Raw genomic sequence first — 17,001 nt, 5'->3', positions numbered from 1 at the left:
CCACAGGCGGAAGTACGGAAAGGTGGACGGCCGTGGCGCTCTCCCCAGGCACGATGACGCTCCCGGCACCGGTCGGCGTGTGCCCTGACCTGCGCCAGGAGACGTTCGAGCTGCCGGCCCAGCCCTTCTCCGTCGCCGACGCCCGCGACCGCGCCTTCGAGCGCCTGCTCCAGTGGGGTTTCGCCCCGGAGGTCTGCCACACGGCACGGCTGGTGGTCTCCGAGCTGTTCACCAACGCCGTGCTGCACACGGACAGCGACCGCATCGGCTGCCTGCTGTACGTCGCCGACAACCAGATACGCATCGAGGTGCGCGACCAGGGCAGCTACGCCAGCACCCCGGTGCTGTGCTTCCCCCGGGCCGACGAGGAGCGCGGCCGGGGACTACAGCTGATCGAATCGCTCACACAGGCCTGGGGGGTGGAGTCCGCAGGACTCGGACTGGGCCACATCGTGTGGGCCGTCATCCGGCCCTGAGCCGTCCGGAGCCGGATGACCGCAAGGGCCCGGGTCCCCTCCCGGCGAGGGGAGGAGACCCGGGCCCTGCGGAAAAGGACCAGGCCCGAGCCGCGTGGGGGCGGCTCGGGCCTTCCCTTCGCCGGCGCGCCTCCCGCGCCGGCCGGACGAGCGCACCGGTGGCGGCCCGCCACCGGTCAGCGCCCCCGCACCGCCTCGTGCGCCGCGTCCAGCGCGAGGTGCCACGGGTACTCCTCCGGGCGCCCCTGTCCCGGCGGGTTCGGCACGAAACCGCCGGGACCGTACAGCACCCGTACGCCCTCCCCCCGCAGGACCTCCAGCGAACGCTCGAACTGCGGGTGCCGGGCATAGGTGGAGTTCAGGCACGGCATCACCACCAGCGGAATGCGCTTGCCCATCGCCTCCGCGGCGAAGCCCACGACGAACGTCGAAGTGATGCCCAGCGCACAGGCGTTGACCGTGTGCAGGGTCGCCGGCGCCACCACCACGGCATCCGTCCTGGGCCACGTCTCGGGCCGGCCGTAGGACCGGTAGGCGCTGCGCACCGGGTGACCGGTCAGCTCCTCCAGCTCCGGCAGCCGGTCCTCCAGCCACTCCCGCGCGTTCGGCGTCAGCCCCAGGCACACCTCCCACCCCCGCGCCTGCGCGTCGCGGACCGCGCGGTCGATGTGGACGACGGGTGGGGAGGCGCAACCGAACAGGTACATGACTCGGTTCCTCATACTCCGCAGTTCACCACACCTGATCAGTGCGAACTCACTGGGACGGGCGGCGGGTCGCGGGTACCGTTCAGATGCCGCGAGAAACGGAGGGACCCGGTATGCCCGCATCCGACGACGAGCACATCGGTAACCGGATCGCCGCCCAGCGCAAGCGCGCCGGACTCACACAGCAGGGGCTCGCCCAGCGCATCCCCTACTCCTACAGCCTTCTGCGTCACGTCGAGAGCGGTCACAAGAGCGCCTCGCCGCAGTTCGTGGCCGCCGTGGCCAGAGCGCTGCGCACCGATGTCGCCATCCTGACGGGGCAGTCCACGCACCCTCCCCGGCCCGACCGCGTCGACGGCCTGGTCAGGCCCATCCGCGAGGCGCTCGACCTGTACGACCTGCCGCCCGACCCCTGCGGCCCCGCCCTCCCCGCGCCCGAACTGGTCGCGGCCGCCGACTCGCTGTGCCGTGACGTGCGCGACGCCCGGCTGTACCAGGCGGCCGCCTTCCTGCCGGGCCTCCTGACGGATCTGACCGTCTCCTGCCGGGAGCACCCGAGCACCGAGCTGTGGCGCGCCCTGGCGTCGGCGTACCGCAGCGCGCACGACGTGACGACGAAACTCGGCAGTTACGACCTGGCCGTCGTGGCGCTGGACCGGATGGGCTGGGCCGCCGAGCACGCCGGCGACCCGCTGCTCGGCGCGATCCGCCAGTACAAGCGGGCCCTGTCCTACCGCAGCCGGGACGCCGAGCACCGCATCGGCCTGCGCATGGTGGCGGCCGGGCACGATCTGCTGCGCCAGACCGGACAGAGCACCGAGAGCCTGGCGGTGGCCGGGCAACTCCACCTGGGCGCGGCCGTGATCGCGGCCCGCGCGGGCGACGCGGCGGCCGTGGAGTCCCACCTCGCGCGGGCCGGGGAGATCGCCCGGCGCACCGGCGAGGTGGGAACGGTGCACTGGCTGTCCTTCGGACCGGCGAACGTCGGGACGCACGAGGTATTCGCCCGGCTGGAGCTGTGCCAGTACGACGCGGCGCTGAGCGCGGCGCGCGCGGTGCGCCCGCCGCGCGGCTGGGCCGCCTCCCGGCGGGCCGCCCTACTGGTGGACCGGGCCCGCGCGGAGATGGAGACCGGCCGGATCGAGGCGGCGCTGGCCTCCCTGGCGCAGGCACGCGCGCTGGCGCCCCAGCAGACCCGCTTCCACCCCCGGGTGCGGGAGACCGTGCGCGGCCTGCTGAACCTGCGGCGCAGGTCGCCGGACGCCCTGACGCGAATGGCAGCGTGGGTCGGCGTCTGACGGACCGTCACCGATCGTGACCGTACGCGGCGGCGTGTGACGCCCGGTCGCGGACGCCGGGGCGTGTGCGCCCGCGCGCATACGCCGACAGCACCTGTCACCGAAGAGTGACAGTTGAGAGCCGGTCACGCCGCCACGCTGTGTTCCGCAAGCGACCGTGACAAGTCCGGGGGACCTCGTGCAGACCACACCAGACGCCACCCCACCCGCAACCCCGCCCGTGACCGGTGAACCGGCCGGCCGGAACCGGCCGTTCGGCCAGGCCGACCCGGAGCGGACCGACCCACCGGCCCCGGCGGCCGACGCCGCCCCGCCGGAGGCGGCCGTACTGGTGGACTCCGCCGCCATCCAGCACACCATCGGCCGCGCCCTGGCCCACGGCAGCGCGCCCCTGCGCCACGGGGAACTGATGGAGCTGGAGGCCCGGTTACGCGGCCACATCCGGCTGCTGCTGCCGATCGCGCGGGCCCGCGCCGCCGCCCTGCGCCCCAGCACCACCCAGTGGCTGCGCTACCGGGCACGGCTGGACTGGATCACCAACCAGGCCGGGCGGGAGCTGGACGACAAACCGCACTCCGCCCGTCAGCAGGTGAGGTCCCTCGCGCACGACTGCCGATGGCTGCTGCGGCAAACCCCCGAGAGGAACAGGAAGGCGACACCGTGACCATCTCCCCTCACTCCGCACCGGCCGGCACCGCCGTCCAGCCCCCGCCGACCGGCTGGTTGGACCCGACCGGCCGCGTACCCGCCGTCCTGGCCGCCTGGGGGCACGGCGCGCTGGGCGAGGTGCCCGCCGGCATCGCCTGGGACGTGGTGCGCCTCCCGCTGCCCCTCGCCCGGGAGACGGTCCGCAGGATGCGGGCGGCGCGGGCCCCGCTCGGCCCCGTGCTGTCCACCCCGCTCGGCGCGGACTTCGTCGTCGCCCTGGGCTCGGCGGACGGCCTGGAGGTCGCCGGCATGTCCGTCCTGGGCCGCGGCACCCTGGTGCTGCTGCCGCACCCGGACATCACCGAACCGGACCCGGTCGGCAACCGGGGCTGGATCGTGTGCCCCTCGGACCAGGCGCCCGCCTGGGGCCCCGACCTGCGTGACGCCTACGCCGAGGCCCGCGCCGCCGCGGCGGCCGAGGCCGCGAAGGCCGCCGGGTGAGAGGTCCTTCACGCCGTACGCCCGGCTGAGTCCGCACCGCGGACGCATGGGAAGCGGTCACCCGGATAGGCGTAACGGGTGAGCGATTACCAGGAGAGAGGCGTTCCCGCCGAGGCCGACGCGGTCCGGCCCGCGCCGCCGCGCGTACCCGCGGCGCCGCGGGCCCGGACGCTGACACCCCAGCCGCTGGAGCCGCGGCGGGACGGCGAGGGCAGTCTCGCCCATGTGGTGGAGACCCTCCTCGACAAGGGGCTGGTGCTCAACGCGGACATCATGGTGTCGGTCGCCGGCGTCGAACTCCTCGGCATCCGGCTGCGGGCGGCGCTGGCCTCCTTCGAGACCGCCGCGCGCTACGGGCTGGAGTTCCCCTCCGGCACCGACGTCGACACGGCCGCCTGGCGCGAGGCCCGCGAGGAGAAGGACAGCTGTCCCGAGTGCGGAAAGCGTTCTCCGGTGCACCAGTTGCTGGAGGACATGTGCCCGTGGTGCGGCTGGCGCAGCGCCCGGGCCCGGCTGGCCCGGGGCCGCGGGGACCCGGAGGACGGCGGTGGCCCGGAAGGTGACGAGGGCTCGGAAGGCGCCGGGGGCGGTGGCCGTGACGGCTGAACGCCCGCCGATGAAGCCCACCAGGGACCCGCGCGTGACGCTGGACGACCTCGTCGAGGTCCTGCTGAACAAAGGCGCCGTCCTCCACCTGGACCTCATTGTCTCGGTGGCCGACATCCCGCTGATCGGCGTCAGCCTGCGCGCCGCGATAGCGGGCATGGAGACCATGCTGGAGTACGGCATGCTGCGCCGGTGGGACGAGGACACCCGCGCCTGGGCCGAGCGTTCCACCGGGCGCCGCGATCTCGAACTGCTCGCCGGGGAGCGGCATGTCGTCCACATGCGCGGCGGCCATCTGCTGGAGGACGGCTTCCGGACCACCTGGCGTCCCGGCACCGTCCACCTCACCGGCCGGCGGCTGGTCGTGATGCGCCGTGAGCCGCGCGAGGTGCTGTGGGAGACGGAGCTGGCGGCGGTGCGCGCGGTGCGGCCGGAGAGCGAACGGAGCGTCGGCGGGGAACAGCGCACCAGGCTGCGCGTCGTCCTGGCGGACGGACGCGAGGCCCTGCTGTCCTGCACCGAGCCGGAGAGGCTGCGCGCCCTGCTGGCGAGTACGTGCCCCGGCCCGCTGGAGACCTCTCCCGTCGGCCCGGAACGGCAGGACGGCGAGGGGGGCGACGGCGGCCGGACGGTCCTCGAAGGCCACCTCTGGTACCACGAGCCGCGCCGCGACGGCCCGCTGTGGCGCGGCGGGCAGGGGCGGCTCACCCCCGACGCTCTGATGTGGAAGTCGCCACTGGACGCCCGCCCCGCCCTGGTCCTGCCCGCCGACGACATCACCGCCGTCCGCACCGCGCCCGGGCGCTCACCGGCCGGCGGGGGGACGGTGGTCACCGTGGAGACGGCCTCGCAGGGGCCGGTGACGCTCACGGCCGACGAACCGGGGCGCTGGGCCGGGGCACTGGACTCGCTGCGCGTCGCGGCGCCGCTGCCCTCGGCCTGACGCACACACACCGCGGCCCCCGACCAGGCAGCGGGCGGGTGGTGGGCGGGCAGCGGCCGGGCAGCCGCCGGGAAGAGAAGGACGGAGAAGACCATGGCCATCACAGTCGACGAGAAGAGTCTCAAACAGGGGGTGCTCTCCCTGGTCGTCACCCTGGTCGAGGTGATCCAGGAAGCCCTGGAGCGGCAGGCACTGCGCCGGATGAACGGCGGCGACCTGAACGAGGAGGAACTGGAGCGCCTGGGCGACGCCCTGCTGGAACTGGACGAGGCCATCGAGGAGATCAAGTCCGACCACGGCATCACCGACTCCGTCGCGGATCTGCACCGGGGCCTGGACGAGGTGGTGGACGACGTGGTGGACAAACTGGTCAACCCCGCCCGCTGGGCCGAGGAGGCACGGCGGTGACGGAGCCGGCCCTGTACGTGTACGCGGTGGTCCCCGGCCGGCCCGGCGCCGCCGACGGCGTCACCGGGATCGACGAACGCCCCCTACGTCTGCTGGCCGCCCCGGGCACGGGGCTGGCCGCACTGGTCCACGACGCCGAACCGGCCCCTTACCAGGGCACGGACGAGGACGTACGGCGCCGGGTGGCCGAGCAGGACCGGGCGGTGGTGACCGTGTGGGAGCGCACCGGCTCGCTCCTGCCGATGACGTTCAACGTGCTGGTCGCCCCCGACCCCTCGCCGCGGGACCCCCGCACCGCCGAGGAGCGCCTGCGCGACTGGCTCGCCTCCGGCGCGGCCGGGCTCCGCTCCCGGCTGGAGGCGCTGGAGGGCCGGGCGGAGCTGCGAGTGGAGATCACCGTCGACCGCGCGGAGGCCGCCCGCGACGACGAACGCGCCAGCGCCCTGGAGGCCGAGATGGCGAGCCGCTCCCCCGGGCTGCGCCGCCTGCTGGCCAAGCAGCTCGAACAGCTGCGCCGGGAATCCTCCGAGCGCCTGGCCGACGTCCTCCACGCGGATGTGCGCCGCAGACTGCTGGCCGTGGCCGAGGACCTGCGGGAGCGGTCGCGCAGCGTGCGCGAGCCGGGTGAGGCGGACGTCCTCTCGGCGGCCCTGCTGGTGCGCACGGAGGACATCGAGGCGGTCGGCACCGTGCTGGCGGCCGTCCGGGACGAACAGCCCGCCACCCGCATCCGCTTCCTCGGCCCCTGGCCGCCCTACACCTTCGCCGACCTCCCCGACGGCCCCCGCGAGCCCGCCGCCCCGGCCGCCCCGGAGCGGGGGCACGTCCCGGAGCGGAACTGAGCGGTCCCGTCCGGGTTCCGTCCGGTCCTCACACGCCGAACTCCGCCGCTGAGAGCCCCAGCGCGGCGCAGGCCTCCCGGACGGCCTGCTGCTCGGACTGGTCGATGTGGCCGTCGGCGCCTGCGATGACGATGCCCGTCTGGACGACGGCCCTGGCCTCCGCCGGCTTCTTGGCGGCCTTGGCGATCTCCTGCAGCGCCTCCGCCCTGCCCGCCTGGAAGTCGGCCGTGAGCCGGTCCACATGGCGGTTGAACCGCTGGCGCAGCTGCTCGGGCGGGAAGTTCCGCAGAACGTCGTTGTCGACGATCATCGACTCCATGCGCTGCCGCTCCGCCGGGTCCACATGCCCGTCGGCGGCGGCCACCAGCGCGCACATCGCCATGCTCGCGTCCCGGTAGGCACCGCTTTTCAACTCGGCCTTGGCCGAGGCGAGCTGGGACTTCAGCAGGCCCACCAGCTGGGCCTTCGTCCCTCCACCGGAGCCGGAGCCGGGGCGGGCGCCGTGCCCCTGGCCGGCGGCCCCCGGCCCGCCCATGCCCTGCCCGCCCCGGGACTGCTGGAGATTCCTGGCCTGGTCCTTGAGCCGATCCCACATCGCCACTTGAGACATCCCGTCCTCGGACGCCGCCCGTCCTGTGCGGGCCGCGGTTCTTCGTTCACCGTCCGCCATCCCAACGTCCCCGGGTCCCGCCCGGGTTCCGGGGACGGCCGGATCACCCTTTCGGGGCGGGGCGGGCGGGCCGGTCGCCTGCTCAGGAGTCGAGCACGGCGGCGACGGCCTCGATCTCCACGAGCTGGTCGTCGTACCCGAGCACCGTCACCCCCATCAGGGTGCTGGGAACGTCGTGTTCCGCGAAGGCGTCACGGACGACCTCCCAGGCGGTCACCAGGTCCTCCTGACGACTCGACGCCACCAGGACCCGCGTACTGATGACGTCCTCGATCGAGGCGCCCGCGTCGGCGAGCGCGGTCCGCATGTTCCCCACCGCCTTCGCCGCCTGCCCGGCGTAGTCGCCCTTCGCCGCCGTGGACCCGTCCTCGTTCAGGGGGCACGCCCCGGCGAGGAAGACCAGCCGCGCCTCGGCGGGCGCGGTGGCCGCGTACGCGTACTCGGCGACGTCGGACAGGGAGCCGGAGCGGATGAGGGTCACGGCACGGGGCACGGCGGTTCCTCTCGGCGGATCTGCGGGTCTGCGGGGCGCGGGTCTGCGGGCCCTGAGAACCGCCAGCCTGCCACAGCCCGCCGGGTCCGCTCCTCCGTATAAAAACGGGCGGAACCCGCTTCTCCGGGCGCCCCGTCAGGCGGCCGACTCCTCCGACAGCGCGGCGAGCAGCCAGTCGTGGGCGGCTCCGGGAGTCGGCTCCGGCGGGCCGACCGGCGGCGCGGTCACCTCGGCGACGAGCTGCCAGTAGCGGTCGATGCGCGGATCGGCGGCGAGTTGGCTCCTGAGCCCGCGCCGGAAACCGGGGGTGTCGCGCGTACCGCGTGAGCGGGCGTAGGCGGAGACGAAGCAGTCCAGCGCCTCACCCCGGTGCGGCGGCCGCCCCGCCCGCATCGGCTCCGCCGCCAGCCCGTACGCCTCGACGAGGCCGCCGTAGAGCACCGCCGGGCGGTAGCCCTCCTCCGGCCGGTGCGCCGCGGGCCGGCGTTGCCGGGCGGTGCCGGGGCAGGGACCGGAGACGAAGGCGTGCAGCCGGGCGAAGGCCAGCACCTGCTCCGGGGTCGGGTCGTCCGGGGGTTGAGGAATCGCGTGTTCGAGGATCTCCGAGACCAGCCGGGCCGGAAGCCGCGGCGGCAGCCAGCCCCGCCAGAAGCGCGCCAGCGCCGCCGTGCCGGGCGGGGCGGAGACGGCGCCGACCAGCCGCAGGCGGTCGGCACGCTCTTCGGCCGTGCAGCCCTGCAGCAGTTGGAGGGCGGCCTCCCGCCAGCGCAGGGCGGCCAGTTGCGCGCCGACGTCCCGCAGCCGGCCGGCCACGACGTCCTCCAGCGCGTCGTCCCGCTCCAGCGCCCGGCCCACCTCGGGGACCGGCACGCCGAGGGCCCGCAGCGAGCGGATCGTACGGAGCCGGTCGAGCGCCCCGGGGCCGTAGCGGCGGTGGCCCCCGGCACTGCGGCCGGCTTCGGGCAGCACTCCGCGGTCGGAGTAGAAGCGGACGGTCTTGACGGTGGTGCCCGCCCGCTCGGCGAGCTCCCCGATGCTCCACAGGCCGTCAGGGGACAAGGCTTGAACCTCCCTCAGGGGGAGTTCCTACCGTACCGGCGAGCGCGGGCGGCCCGCGCCCGAAAGGAACGGGGAGGAGCATGGCCATGACGGCGTTCGTACTGGTACCGGGGGCCCACACCGGCGGCTGGGTGTGGGAGGAGGTGGCCGGCCGGCTGCGGGAGTCGGGAGCCGAGGCACACCCGGTGACGCTCACCGGCATGTGCGGCCCCGGCGATCCGGCGGGAGCGGGCACCGATCTGGAGACGCACATCGACGACCTGGTGCGGCTGATCGACGGTCTGGACGCCCTTCGGGTGGTGCTCGTCGGCCACTGCTACGGCATCCACCCGGCACTGGGCGCGGCCGGGCGGCGCCCGGAGCGGATCGCCCGGATCGTCCACCTGGACACCGGCATCCCCCGTGACGGCGCCCCGGCCCTCGCCCTCGTGCCCGACGGCACGGTCCGCGAACGGCTCTCACGCGCGGACGGGCTGGACGGCGGGCTGCTGCCCCCACCACCCCCGGACGGCTGGCGGCGCTGGGGCAGCACCGCGGGCGTGCCCGAGGAGGCGCTGGAACGGCTGGCCCGCCTCGCCGCACCGCAGCCCGCGGACACCCTCACCCGGCCGCTCCGGCTGAACGAGTCCGTGTCGCGGATACCGGCGACCGGCGTCCTGTGCACCGCCAACGGGCCGGGTATCGCCGCGGTCGAGGCCATGGTGGGCCTGGGCGACCCACGCTTCCCGGCGCTCACCGGCCCCCGGGTGGGTTTCTTCGAACTCGCCACCGGGCACTGGCCGATGCTCTCCGCCCCCGGCGAACTGGCCGGCGTACTGCTGCGGGCCGCCGCGGGAGAGGGGCACCGGATCTCCCCACCGCAGGACGAACGGCCCGCACACCTGCGGCCGTTCATCGTGGACGTACCCGAGGCGCGCCGTGAGCGGACGGGACGGGTCGACCTCCACCTGCCCGAAGCGGACGGCCCCCGCCCCGCCGTGGTGTTCGTCCACGGCGGCCCGGTCCCGCCCGAGGCGCACCCCACCCCCCGGGACTGGCCCGTCTTCACCGGCTACGCCCGGTACGCGGCGAGCCTTGGCGCGGTCGGCGCGACGGTGGACCACCGGCTGCACGACATCGCCGACTACGGGCGCGCGGCCGAGGACGTCCGCGGGGCCGTCCGCCTCGTACGGGCCGACCCGCGCGTGGACGGGGACCGGATCGCGCTGTGGTTCTTCTCCGGCGGCGGGCCGCTGTCGGCGGACTGGCTGGCCGCGCCTCCGCCGTGGCTGCGCTGCCTGGCGGCCACCTATCCCCTGCTCGCGCCCCCGCCGGGCCGGCCGGTCGACGCCGCCCGCTTCCACCCCGCGACAGCCCTTCGCACCGCGGGACGGCTGCCGGTGGTGCTGACCCGGGTGGCGCTGGAACTCCCCGAACTCGCTGCCACCGTCCAGGAGTTCCTGGCCGCGGCTGAGCACTGCGAGGCCTCCGTGGAGGTGATCGACGTACCCGGCGGCCACCACGGCTTCGAAACCGTCGACCACACCGAACCGGCCCGCCGGGCCGTGGACCGCGCGATGCGGTCCGTACTGGGTCACCTGCGGAACTGACTCGCCCGTGGCGGGAACTCCCGGCGCGCCCCGGCAGTCCCCTCCCGTACGGGGTTCTCGTTCCGAGCGGGAAGGGGTTGAGGTCACATGGCGGGAGGACGCGTCGCGCGTGCGGCCCGGAAGACAGGCGAGCACGTGGCCGAGTTCATCGGCGAGATCCTGCTCGAGGCGGCGCTCGCCATGGCCGCCTGCCTCATCCTGGCAGCGGGAGCAGCCGTGTTCCTGGCGGGCTGGAGGATCAGCCCCCTCGCCGCCGGCGGCTCGCTCGGCGGCTTCCTGCTCCTCGTCGGCTACGGCGCGTGGGAGGTCTTCCGGCCCGGGAAGCCCGTCCGGCGCGGACGTCTCACCACGGTGGCCGTCACCGCCTTCGCCCTCGTCCTCCTGGTGCTCTACGGGGCTTCGTGCGACTGCGTGTGACACCCGGCCGCCCCCTGAAGGCTCTGACCAAGCTCTGAAGAAGGTCGTCGTGATTCGGGAGCGAACCGCTCCCGCACTCTGTTGGCGTAACCGGCGAAACCCGGTAGCGTCGCCCGACGTGAACACCGGACCGGCGCCACGCCACACACGGATCGGCTATCCGGTGGAGGGCTGACCGCACGGCGGGGGCGCGGAAGGCACCCCCACGGTTCGGCACGCGGACCTCCCCGCGCCCGTGCATCGCGAGTCCATCTCTCCGTGCCGAGCGACAGCGAGGTCAGCCAAGTGACAGTCACGTTCAACCACACCATCATCGCCGCCAGGGACCGCGAGGAGTCGGCCCGTTTCTTCCGGGAGCTCCTGGAACTGCCGGAAGCACCGTCCTGGGGCGTGTTCACCAACATCCAGCTCACCGACGGCGTGCTGCTGCAGTTCGCCGAACCGCCGGTGGAGATCCAGATGCAGCACTACGCGTTCCTGGTCGACGACGACCTGTTCGACCGGGCGTACCGGCGGCTGTGCGAGCGCGGTGTCGAGCACTGGGCCGATCCGCAGATGCGGCGTCCGGGCGAGACCAACACCGAGCACGGCGGTCGCGGGGTGTACTTCAAGGACCCCTCCGGTCACGCGATCGAGCTGATCACCCGGCCGTACCTGTAACCGGCCGGGCGCGGCCGGCCGAGGCCGCTGACGCCGGGCGGTGACGCGCCGCCCGGCGTCGTCGAGTTCCCTCGTGCGGCCCGGGGCCGGCCCCGGGCCGCACGAGTCGGCACCGCGGCCACCGTCCGGCCGCTCCCCGGAGGCTGTCAGCACCGGGTGGCAGGATGCCCTGCCATGACCGCACCGATCAGTGAGTCGTGGACGCGAATCGAGAACTGGCTGGCCGGGCACGCCCCGGCGACCCGCGCCGCGCTGGCGCCGCCCGCGGACCCGGCGGACATCGCCGAGCTCGAACGCCTCGTCGACCGACCGCTGCTGAGACCCCTGGTGCAGTCGCTGCTGCGGCACGACGGCCTCCTCGACCAGAGTTCCTGGCTGCTGCCCGGCTCCTACAGACCGTTGAGCGCACGCGAGACGGCGGACGAGTGGCGCTCCCTCACCATGTTCTTCGACAAGCGTGCGGCGGACGAGGAAGGGGACGAGGCGGTCTACCACTTCATGAAGCTCGGGACCAGCAGCGCCCTGTACGGGCATCCGCAGTTGATCCCCATCGCACGGGACATCTGCGGGGGCCGCCTCGTACTGGACCACCGTCCCGAGACCGACCGGGGGCGCGTCCACGAAGTCGAGTCCGTGGAAGGCGTCATGCGCGGATCACACGAGATGTGGACCTCCCTTCCGATGCTCATGGAGCGGATCGCCACATCCCTCGAAACCGGCGAGCACCTCGACGGCTACGCACCCGTGGTGAACGAGGAGCACAGGCTCTCCTGGGACTTCACTCCGCTGCGGTGACCCGGCGGCCTCACAACCGGTGGGCCCCGGGCGCCCCGGACCGGGCGGCGAGGCGCACATCCCGGCCAGCCAGGCATGCCCCCGCCTCGACGTTGCGCTCGAGCGCGCTCAGGCACGTCGTACCGGATGACCGTCACCGGACGCCCGGCCCACCCACCTTCTCCCCCTGTACGGATGACGAGTTGGTGAGACCATGCCGCTCGTGGGCAAGCAGCACAAGCACCATGATCTCCGACACCGCCTGCGAGAGGCGTTCGCCTGGCGGAGCGAGGAGGGCCGGGCGGATGTCTCCCAGTGGTGGGCCGACGCATCCCTCCTGGGCGAGTTGGGACCCGCACTCGCCGGCCTGTGCCACTCTCAGGACCGGATCACATCCGTACTCGCGCCCGAGGCCACGGGATTCCTTCTCGGTCCTCTGGTGGCGGTCTCCCTGGATGCGGGCTTCGTGGAGATGCGCAGGGAGCCGAGCGAGGCGGAGCTGGGAGACCAGGTCTTGCTGCGCAGCACGCCACCGGACTACTTGAGCCGTACCGTCGAGTGGGGCATACGGCGCCGTCGACTCTGCTCCGCGCACCGGGTGCTCTTCGTGGACGACTGGGCGGACACCTCCGCCACCGCCCGGACCGCACGCCGTCTGGTGGAGGACTCGGGCGCCACCTGGGCGGGAGCGGTCGTCCTGGTGGACGGCACCGATCCATCCACACGCCGCGAACTCAACCTGCGGGGACTCCTGCGGGAGCGGGAGTTGGAGTGAGCGCGCGAGCGACGGCCCGAGGCCGCCGGCGCGCCGGCCGGGCAGCGACAACCACTGGAGCCCGCTCTCTCTCACTTTGGAGCGATCATGGATTACACACGCATCCTGAAAGCAGCCGTGGTCACGGCCGTCGCCACAGCGGCCGGCCACCTCACGATGAGTGCCGGGTTCGCGTGGGCCCGCGGGCAGGAACCGGACCACCCGGACGACTGGTCCGGCTTACCCGAATTCGGCGCCACCGTCCTCGCCACATGGATACTCATGCCCCTGGTGCTGTGGACCGGGATGCGCGCCCTCGGCGAACGGCGCACCTGGTTCCAGATCCTCCTCGGCACACCGCTGTGGATCGGCGTCTCCTCGGTGTACATCGACGACGTCGACCGCCCGGGTGGGCTCGTGCCCGTTCCGGTCCTGGTCCTGTTCGTCCTGGCAGGCGCACTCCTCGGCGCCTACGACCCCGGCTCCGTCCGTAACGACGAGGCGGAGACGGAACGGGCGTGAAGTCGCCCTGGAGATGATGGCGATGAGTTCCCGGCCGTCCGCGAGCCTGCGGGCCCCGGCGGACGAACTGAACCTGGAGGGCCGGTAGCCGTGCGACGACCCGACCCGGGCCACTGATACCAGACGGAGACGCGGAAGACCCCAGGCCCTGGTGGGCCGGGGGTCCTCGTGCCGGTGGGCGCAGACGGGTTCGAACCGCCGACATCTGCCTTGTAAGGGCAGCGCTCTACCGCTGAGCTATGCGCCCGGGGTGAGTCCACAGCGTACCGTGCCGCGCCGTGCGCGCCACAAACGCGGGGGCGGGGGCTGTCCCCACCCCCGGTCCGGTGGGGTGCCGGATGCCGTCGGCGGGCGGGGGTCCGTAGCGTCGGCAGGGCGCCGCCGAGCAGCCTCATCGAGCAGCCCCGCCGAACGGATACGGAGACCCTCCAAGGCCACCGAGACCCGCCGCAGCACCGTACGCGCCCTGGTCGCCGTCGTTCTCGCGGTGGCCGCAACCGCCGGGGTGGCCGGGTGCGTGGACGCCGGTGACGTGCCGCCCGAGCGCCGGGCCTTCGAGGTCGGGGAGGGCGTGGAGAAGCTGGTGGTCGATGTCGAGGACTCGCCGGTGGAGGTGGTGGCGGCGGACCGGGCCGACGTACGGGTGACCCGGTGGTTCGACGGGGTCGCCTACGGCGGCAGCACCGGTGCGCGGTGGTCGATGGAGGGCGGGACGCTGTCGCTGGGCCCCGCCTGCTCCGGGCTGGCGAGCTGCGACATCCGGCACCGGGTGGAGGTGCCGCGCCGGCTCGCGGTGCGGGTCGAGGGCCGCAACGGGGACGTCACCGCGCGCGGGTTCGGCCAGGCGCTCGCGGTCTTCGTCGACAACGGCGGGATCCAGGTGCGCGATGTCACCGGGCCGCTGGAGCTCAGCGGCGACAACGGTCCTGTCGAGGCCACCGGGGTCGGCTCCCGCGAGGTGACCGCCGAGGCGGACGACGGCGGGCTGAAGCTGGCACTGGTGCGGGTGCCTCAGCGGGTGGAGGCCCGCGGCCACAACGGTTCGGTCACCGTCGAGGTGCCCCGCGCCGCGTACCGCGTGGACGCCGCGGCCGACAACGGCGGGACCCGGGTGGAGGTGCCGCGGGGCGGCGCGGGCGACCCAGTCGTCACCGCCCACGCCGCCAACGGCGATGTGACCGTGCGCCCCGTGAGCCGGCGGGAGCGGTCGTGAGGTGATCGCCCCGGTCGTCTCTCGTGTGTTCCCCCGGGCCGGGTGGGAGAATGGCAGCCGGGCCGGCGAGGGCGTAAGGGGAGAGGACACACGTGGCGGCGATGAACGGCGGCGGCGCACGCCGCTGGGGCTGGGGCGGCGGCGGGCGTGCCGAGAGCCGGCGTGCCGAGGCCCAGGCCGCGAAGGACGCGGCGGCCACCGCGTTCTACGAGCTGGACACCGCGCAGCGGGATCTGCGGATCTCCATCGAGACCCTGGCGGCCGTCGACGACTCCCCGGCCTCGCGCCGGGCCGTGGAGGACTTCGCCGAGTTCGGGCGGCGGATCGACCAGGTCAGCCACGAGTACATCGCCACCGTGGACGCCCACGACCTGGAGCGCGACGACCTGGACGCCGACACCGCATCGCGTGCCCGCCGGGCCCTGGACAAGGCGCGGGAGGATCTGGAGCGCACCCGCGCGGACCTGGAGCGGTTCGGGCAGGGGCTCGGTCCGCTGCTGGAGAAGGCCGAGACGCAGCTCGCCCGGCTGGCGCCCGCCGTGGAGCGGGCCCGGCAGGCGCTGCTGGGCGCGACGAAGGCGCTGGACGCCGTACGCGCCGCCGGGCTGCGGGCGGACGAGGCGGCGGCCCGGCTGGCCGCCCTCTCCCCCGAGCTGACCAGACTCAACGAGGGTGCCGCGCGCCACGGCGTGCGGGACACCCTCCAGCGGGCCGAGCGCGTGCTGCACGAGGCGGAGGGGGTGCGCAGGGAGGTCGAGCTGCTGCCGGAGCGGGCGGCCGGGACCGACCGGCGGCTGTCCTCCCTGCGCACCCGCGCCGAGGCGCTGCGGCACCGGGCGGAGAACGTCGGGCCGGTGCTGAGCGAGCTGCGTCGGCGGTTCACCGTCGCGTGCTGGGAGGATCTGCAGAACGTGCCGGAGCAGGTGGCGGGCGCGGTGCGGCAGGCGGAGGAGAAGCTGGCCGAGGCGCGTACCGCCCGGCAGGAGCAGCGGTGGGCGGACGCCACCGCCCGGCTGTCGACGGTGCGGGCGCTGCTGAACGACGCGGACGAGGCGGTCTCGGCGGCCGGTGAGCGTCTGCGGCGGCTGAACGAGGTCTCCTCCGACCACAGCGGCGAGGTGGAGCGGACGCGCTTCGCCGTCCGCGACGCCCAGCGGCTGGCGATGGCCGGGCGCAGCCATCCCGATCCCCGGCACGCGGGTCCGCTGGACGACTCGGTGGCGCGGCTGGAGCGGGCGGTGGCGGGGCTGTCGGGGCGGCACCCGGACTGGTGGGGCTTCGTGACGGAGCTGGACGCCATCCGCGAGACGGTGGCGGACGTGGTGCGCCGGATACGCGAGGAGCGGGCGGCGGGCGGCTGAGCCCCCCGCCCGGCCTTACGTCACCGGCCCGTTCCCGCCGTGGTGCCGCGACCGCTGTCCACAGGCTCCCCACGATCGCCGGACCGGCGCTTATCCTGCTTGCATGCCCCGATACGAGTTCCGCTGCCGCGCCTGCGGCACCACGTTCGAAGTGAACCGACCGATGGCCGAGTCCGGTGCGCCCGCCAGCTGCCCGGAGGGCCACGGCGACACGGTGAAGCTGCTGTCCACCGTCGCGGTGGGCGGCGCGGCCGTCCGTTCCTCCGCCCCTGCGCCGAGCGCGGGCGGCGGGGGCGGAGGGTGCTGCGGGGGCGGCTGCTGCGGCTGACGAGAACAGCCGGCGGGGGCCGGCGGCGGAAACGACCGTCGGGCGCGGGCTACCGCTTGCGCGCGACGGTCACGCCGTCGGCGACCGTCAGCATGATCGACTCCATCCGGTCGTCGGCGAGGACATGGTCGTTGAAGGCCCGGATCGCGGCGGCGTTGCCGGTGGCGTCCGGGTCGGCGACCTCGCCGTGGTAGAGCACGTTGTCCGCGACGATCAGTCCGCCCGGCCGCATGCGCGGCACCAGCTCCTCCCAGTAGGCGATGTAGTTGCCCTTGTCGGCGTCGAGGTAGACGAAGTCGGTCTCCGGCTCGGCGGGCAGGGCCCGCAGGGTGTCCAGGGCGGGCCCGATACGCAGGTCGATGCGGTTCGCCACACCCGCCCTGGCCCATGCCTCGCGTCCCAGGGCCGTCCACTCCTCGGAGACGTCGCAGGCGATGAGCGTGCCGTCCTCGGGCAGGGCCTGGGCCATGGCGAGTGCGGAGAAGCCTGTGAAGGTGCCGACCTCCACGATGTGGCGGGCGCCGGTCAGCCGCACCAGGAAGGCCAGCATCGGGCCCTGTTCCTGGGCCGACTGCAGCCCGGCCCGATCGGGGAAGCGGGCGTGCGTGGTCTCCACCAGGTCTCGCAGGACGGGGTCGAGCGGTGGGTTGTGGTCGAGCACGTACCTGTACAGCTCGGCGGTCTGGAGGGGGCGCTTGTCGCGGGGTGCCGGTGTGGTCATGCCCGCATCCT

Annotated in this window: 22 protein-coding genes and 1 tRNA gene; 17 read left to right on the top strand and 6 right to left on the bottom strand. The window is 74.2% G+C overall.

The genetic code is table 11. The features are described from left to right. Positions 1-32: 32 nt before the first annotated feature. Positions 33-476, top strand: a complete 444-nt coding sequence (locus tag IQ279_RS00475; protein WP_206346233.1) for an ATP-binding protein — start codon at positions 33-35, stop codon at positions 474-476. 176 nt (positions 477-652) lie between these two features. On the opposite strand, the gene IQ279_RS00470 is transcribed toward IQ279_RS00475, so the two are convergent. After that, on the bottom strand, positions 653-1,183 hold the full coding sequence (locus IQ279_RS00470) for a flavoprotein (RefSeq protein WP_241027376.1): 531 nt from the start codon (positions 1,181-1,183) through the stop codon (positions 653-655). Between the two features lie 113 nt (positions 1,184-1,296). Here IQ279_RS00470 and IQ279_RS00465 point away from each other — a divergent pair, with 113 nt between their 5' ends. The 7 genes from IQ279_RS00465 (at position 1,297) to IQ279_RS00435 (ending at position 6,429) form a co-directional block, all read left to right on the top strand. Beyond that, complete coding sequence (locus tag IQ279_RS00465) at positions 1,297-2,481, top strand: helix-turn-helix domain-containing protein (RefSeq protein ID WP_206346231.1); 1,185 nt, start codon at positions 1,297-1,299, stop codon at positions 2,479-2,481. 220 nt (positions 2,482-2,701) lie between these two features. Further along, complete coding sequence (locus IQ279_RS27660) at positions 2,702-3,145, top strand: DUF6415 family natural product biosynthesis protein (protein WP_206346230.1); 444 nt, start codon at positions 2,702-2,704, stop codon at positions 3,143-3,145. Continuing rightward, the gene (locus IQ279_RS00455; protein ID WP_206346229.1) at positions 3,142-3,630 is read left to right on the top strand and encodes a hypothetical protein; all 489 of its coding nucleotides are present in this window, start codon (positions 3,142-3,144) and stop codon (positions 3,628-3,630) included. The genes IQ279_RS27660 and IQ279_RS00455 overlap by 4 nt, the downstream gene beginning before the upstream one ends. A gap of 78 nt (positions 3,631-3,708) precedes the next feature. Beyond that, entirely contained in the window at positions 3,709-4,236 is a 528-nt protein-coding gene (locus IQ279_RS28415; protein WP_307791952.1) for a gas vesicle protein, read from the top strand. A 34-nt stretch (positions 4,237-4,270) separates the two neighbouring features. Next, positions 4,271-5,179, top strand: a complete 909-nt coding sequence (locus IQ279_RS28410) for a gas vesicle protein (protein ID WP_307791950.1) — start codon at positions 4,271-4,273, stop codon at positions 5,177-5,179. Positions 5,180-5,272: 93 nt separating this feature from the next. Beyond that, positions 5,273-5,587 (top strand): gas vesicle protein K, encoded by a 315-nt coding sequence (locus tag IQ279_RS00440; RefSeq protein WP_206346228.1) that lies wholly within the window; start codon positions 5,273-5,275, stop codon positions 5,585-5,587. Next, positions 5,584-6,429 (top strand): GvpL/GvpF family gas vesicle protein, encoded by an 846-nt coding sequence (locus IQ279_RS00435; protein ID WP_206346227.1) that lies wholly within the window; start codon positions 5,584-5,586, stop codon positions 6,427-6,429. Before IQ279_RS00440 ends, IQ279_RS00435 begins: the two co-directional genes overlap by 4 nt. A gap of 28 nt (positions 6,430-6,457) precedes the next feature. On the opposite strand, the gene IQ279_RS00430 is transcribed toward IQ279_RS00435, so the two are convergent. From IQ279_RS00430 to IQ279_RS00420, 3 genes are all read right to left on the bottom strand, one after another. After that, positions 6,458-7,030 (bottom strand): tellurite resistance TerB family protein, encoded by a 573-nt coding sequence (locus IQ279_RS00430; RefSeq protein ID WP_206346226.1) that lies wholly within the window; start codon positions 7,028-7,030, stop codon positions 6,458-6,460. 151 nt (positions 7,031-7,181) lie between these two features. Next, positions 7,182-7,592 (bottom strand): RidA family protein, encoded by a 411-nt coding sequence (locus IQ279_RS00425; RefSeq protein WP_206346225.1) that lies wholly within the window; start codon positions 7,590-7,592, stop codon positions 7,182-7,184. Positions 7,593-7,727: 135 nt separating this feature from the next. Beyond that, complete coding sequence (locus tag IQ279_RS00420) at positions 7,728-8,651, bottom strand: helix-turn-helix domain-containing protein (protein WP_241027375.1); 924 nt, start codon at positions 8,649-8,651, stop codon at positions 7,728-7,730. Between the two features lie 86 nt (positions 8,652-8,737). Here IQ279_RS00420 and IQ279_RS00415 point away from each other — a divergent pair, with 86 nt between their 5' ends. The 6 genes from IQ279_RS00415 to IQ279_RS00390 all read left to right on the top strand — a co-directional run bounded on the left by IQ279_RS00415 (position 8,738) and on the right by IQ279_RS00390 (position 13,367). After that, positions 8,738-10,240, top strand: a complete 1,503-nt coding sequence (locus IQ279_RS00415; protein WP_206346224.1) for an alpha/beta hydrolase — start codon at positions 8,738-8,740, stop codon at positions 10,238-10,240. Between the two features lie 87 nt (positions 10,241-10,327). Then, complete coding sequence (locus tag IQ279_RS00410; protein WP_206346223.1) at positions 10,328-10,657, top strand: hypothetical protein; 330 nt, start codon at positions 10,328-10,330, stop codon at positions 10,655-10,657. Positions 10,658-10,942: 285 nt separating this feature from the next. Then, positions 10,943-11,317 (top strand): VOC family protein, encoded by a 375-nt coding sequence (locus IQ279_RS00405; protein ID WP_206346222.1) that lies wholly within the window; start codon positions 10,943-10,945, stop codon positions 11,315-11,317. A gap of 174 nt (positions 11,318-11,491) precedes the next feature. After that, a complete protein-coding gene (locus IQ279_RS00400; protein ID WP_206346221.1) occupies positions 11,492-12,112 on the top strand; it encodes an SMI1/KNR4 family protein in 621 nt (206 codons plus the stop codon). A gap of 202 nt (positions 12,113-12,314) precedes the next feature. After that, positions 12,315-12,866, top strand: coding sequence for a phosphoribosyltransferase family protein (locus IQ279_RS00395; protein ID WP_206346220.1), 552 nt, complete (start codon positions 12,315-12,317; stop codon positions 12,864-12,866). An 87-nt stretch (positions 12,867-12,953) separates the two neighbouring features. Continuing rightward, positions 12,954-13,367, top strand: a complete 414-nt coding sequence (locus IQ279_RS00390; RefSeq protein WP_206346219.1) for a hypothetical protein — start codon at positions 12,954-12,956, stop codon at positions 13,365-13,367. A gap of 175 nt (positions 13,368-13,542) precedes the next feature. On the opposite strand, the gene IQ279_RS00385 is transcribed toward IQ279_RS00390, so the two are convergent. After that, positions 13,543-13,614: transfer RNA gene (locus tag IQ279_RS00385), tRNA-Val, on the bottom strand. A 240-nt stretch (positions 13,615-13,854) separates the two neighbouring features. On the opposite strand from IQ279_RS00385, the gene IQ279_RS00380 reads away from it, so the two are divergent. From IQ279_RS00380 to IQ279_RS00370, 3 genes are all read left to right on the top strand, one after another. Then, positions 13,855-14,580: a DUF4097 family beta strand repeat-containing protein gene (locus IQ279_RS00380; protein WP_206346218.1), complete on the top strand. Its 726-nt coding sequence runs from the start codon at positions 13,855-13,857 to the stop codon at positions 14,578-14,580. 101 nt (positions 14,581-14,681) lie between these two features. Then, entirely contained in the window at positions 14,682-15,941 is a 1,260-nt protein-coding gene (locus tag IQ279_RS00375) for a coiled-coil domain-containing protein (RefSeq protein ID WP_206346626.1), read from the top strand. 103 nt (positions 15,942-16,044) lie between these two features. Continuing rightward, complete coding sequence (locus tag IQ279_RS00370; protein WP_206346217.1) at positions 16,045-16,269, top strand: FmdB family zinc ribbon protein; 225 nt, start codon at positions 16,045-16,047, stop codon at positions 16,267-16,269. Between the two features lie 49 nt (positions 16,270-16,318). Here the strand turns inward: IQ279_RS00370 and IQ279_RS00365 are convergent, their stop codons facing one another. After that, entirely contained in the window at positions 16,319-16,990 is a 672-nt protein-coding gene (locus IQ279_RS00365) for an O-methyltransferase (RefSeq protein ID WP_206346216.1), read from the bottom strand. Positions 16,991-17,001 lie beyond the last annotated feature (11 nt).

The organism is Streptomyces verrucosisporus, from assembly GCF_017114865.1.
Taxonomy (GTDB): domain Bacteria; phylum Actinomycetota; class Actinomycetes; order Streptomycetales; family Streptomycetaceae; genus Streptomyces; species Streptomyces fenghuangensis.
The sequence above is the reverse complement of the archived record's forward strand: the minus strand, read 5'-3'. Positions and strand labels throughout refer to the sequence as shown.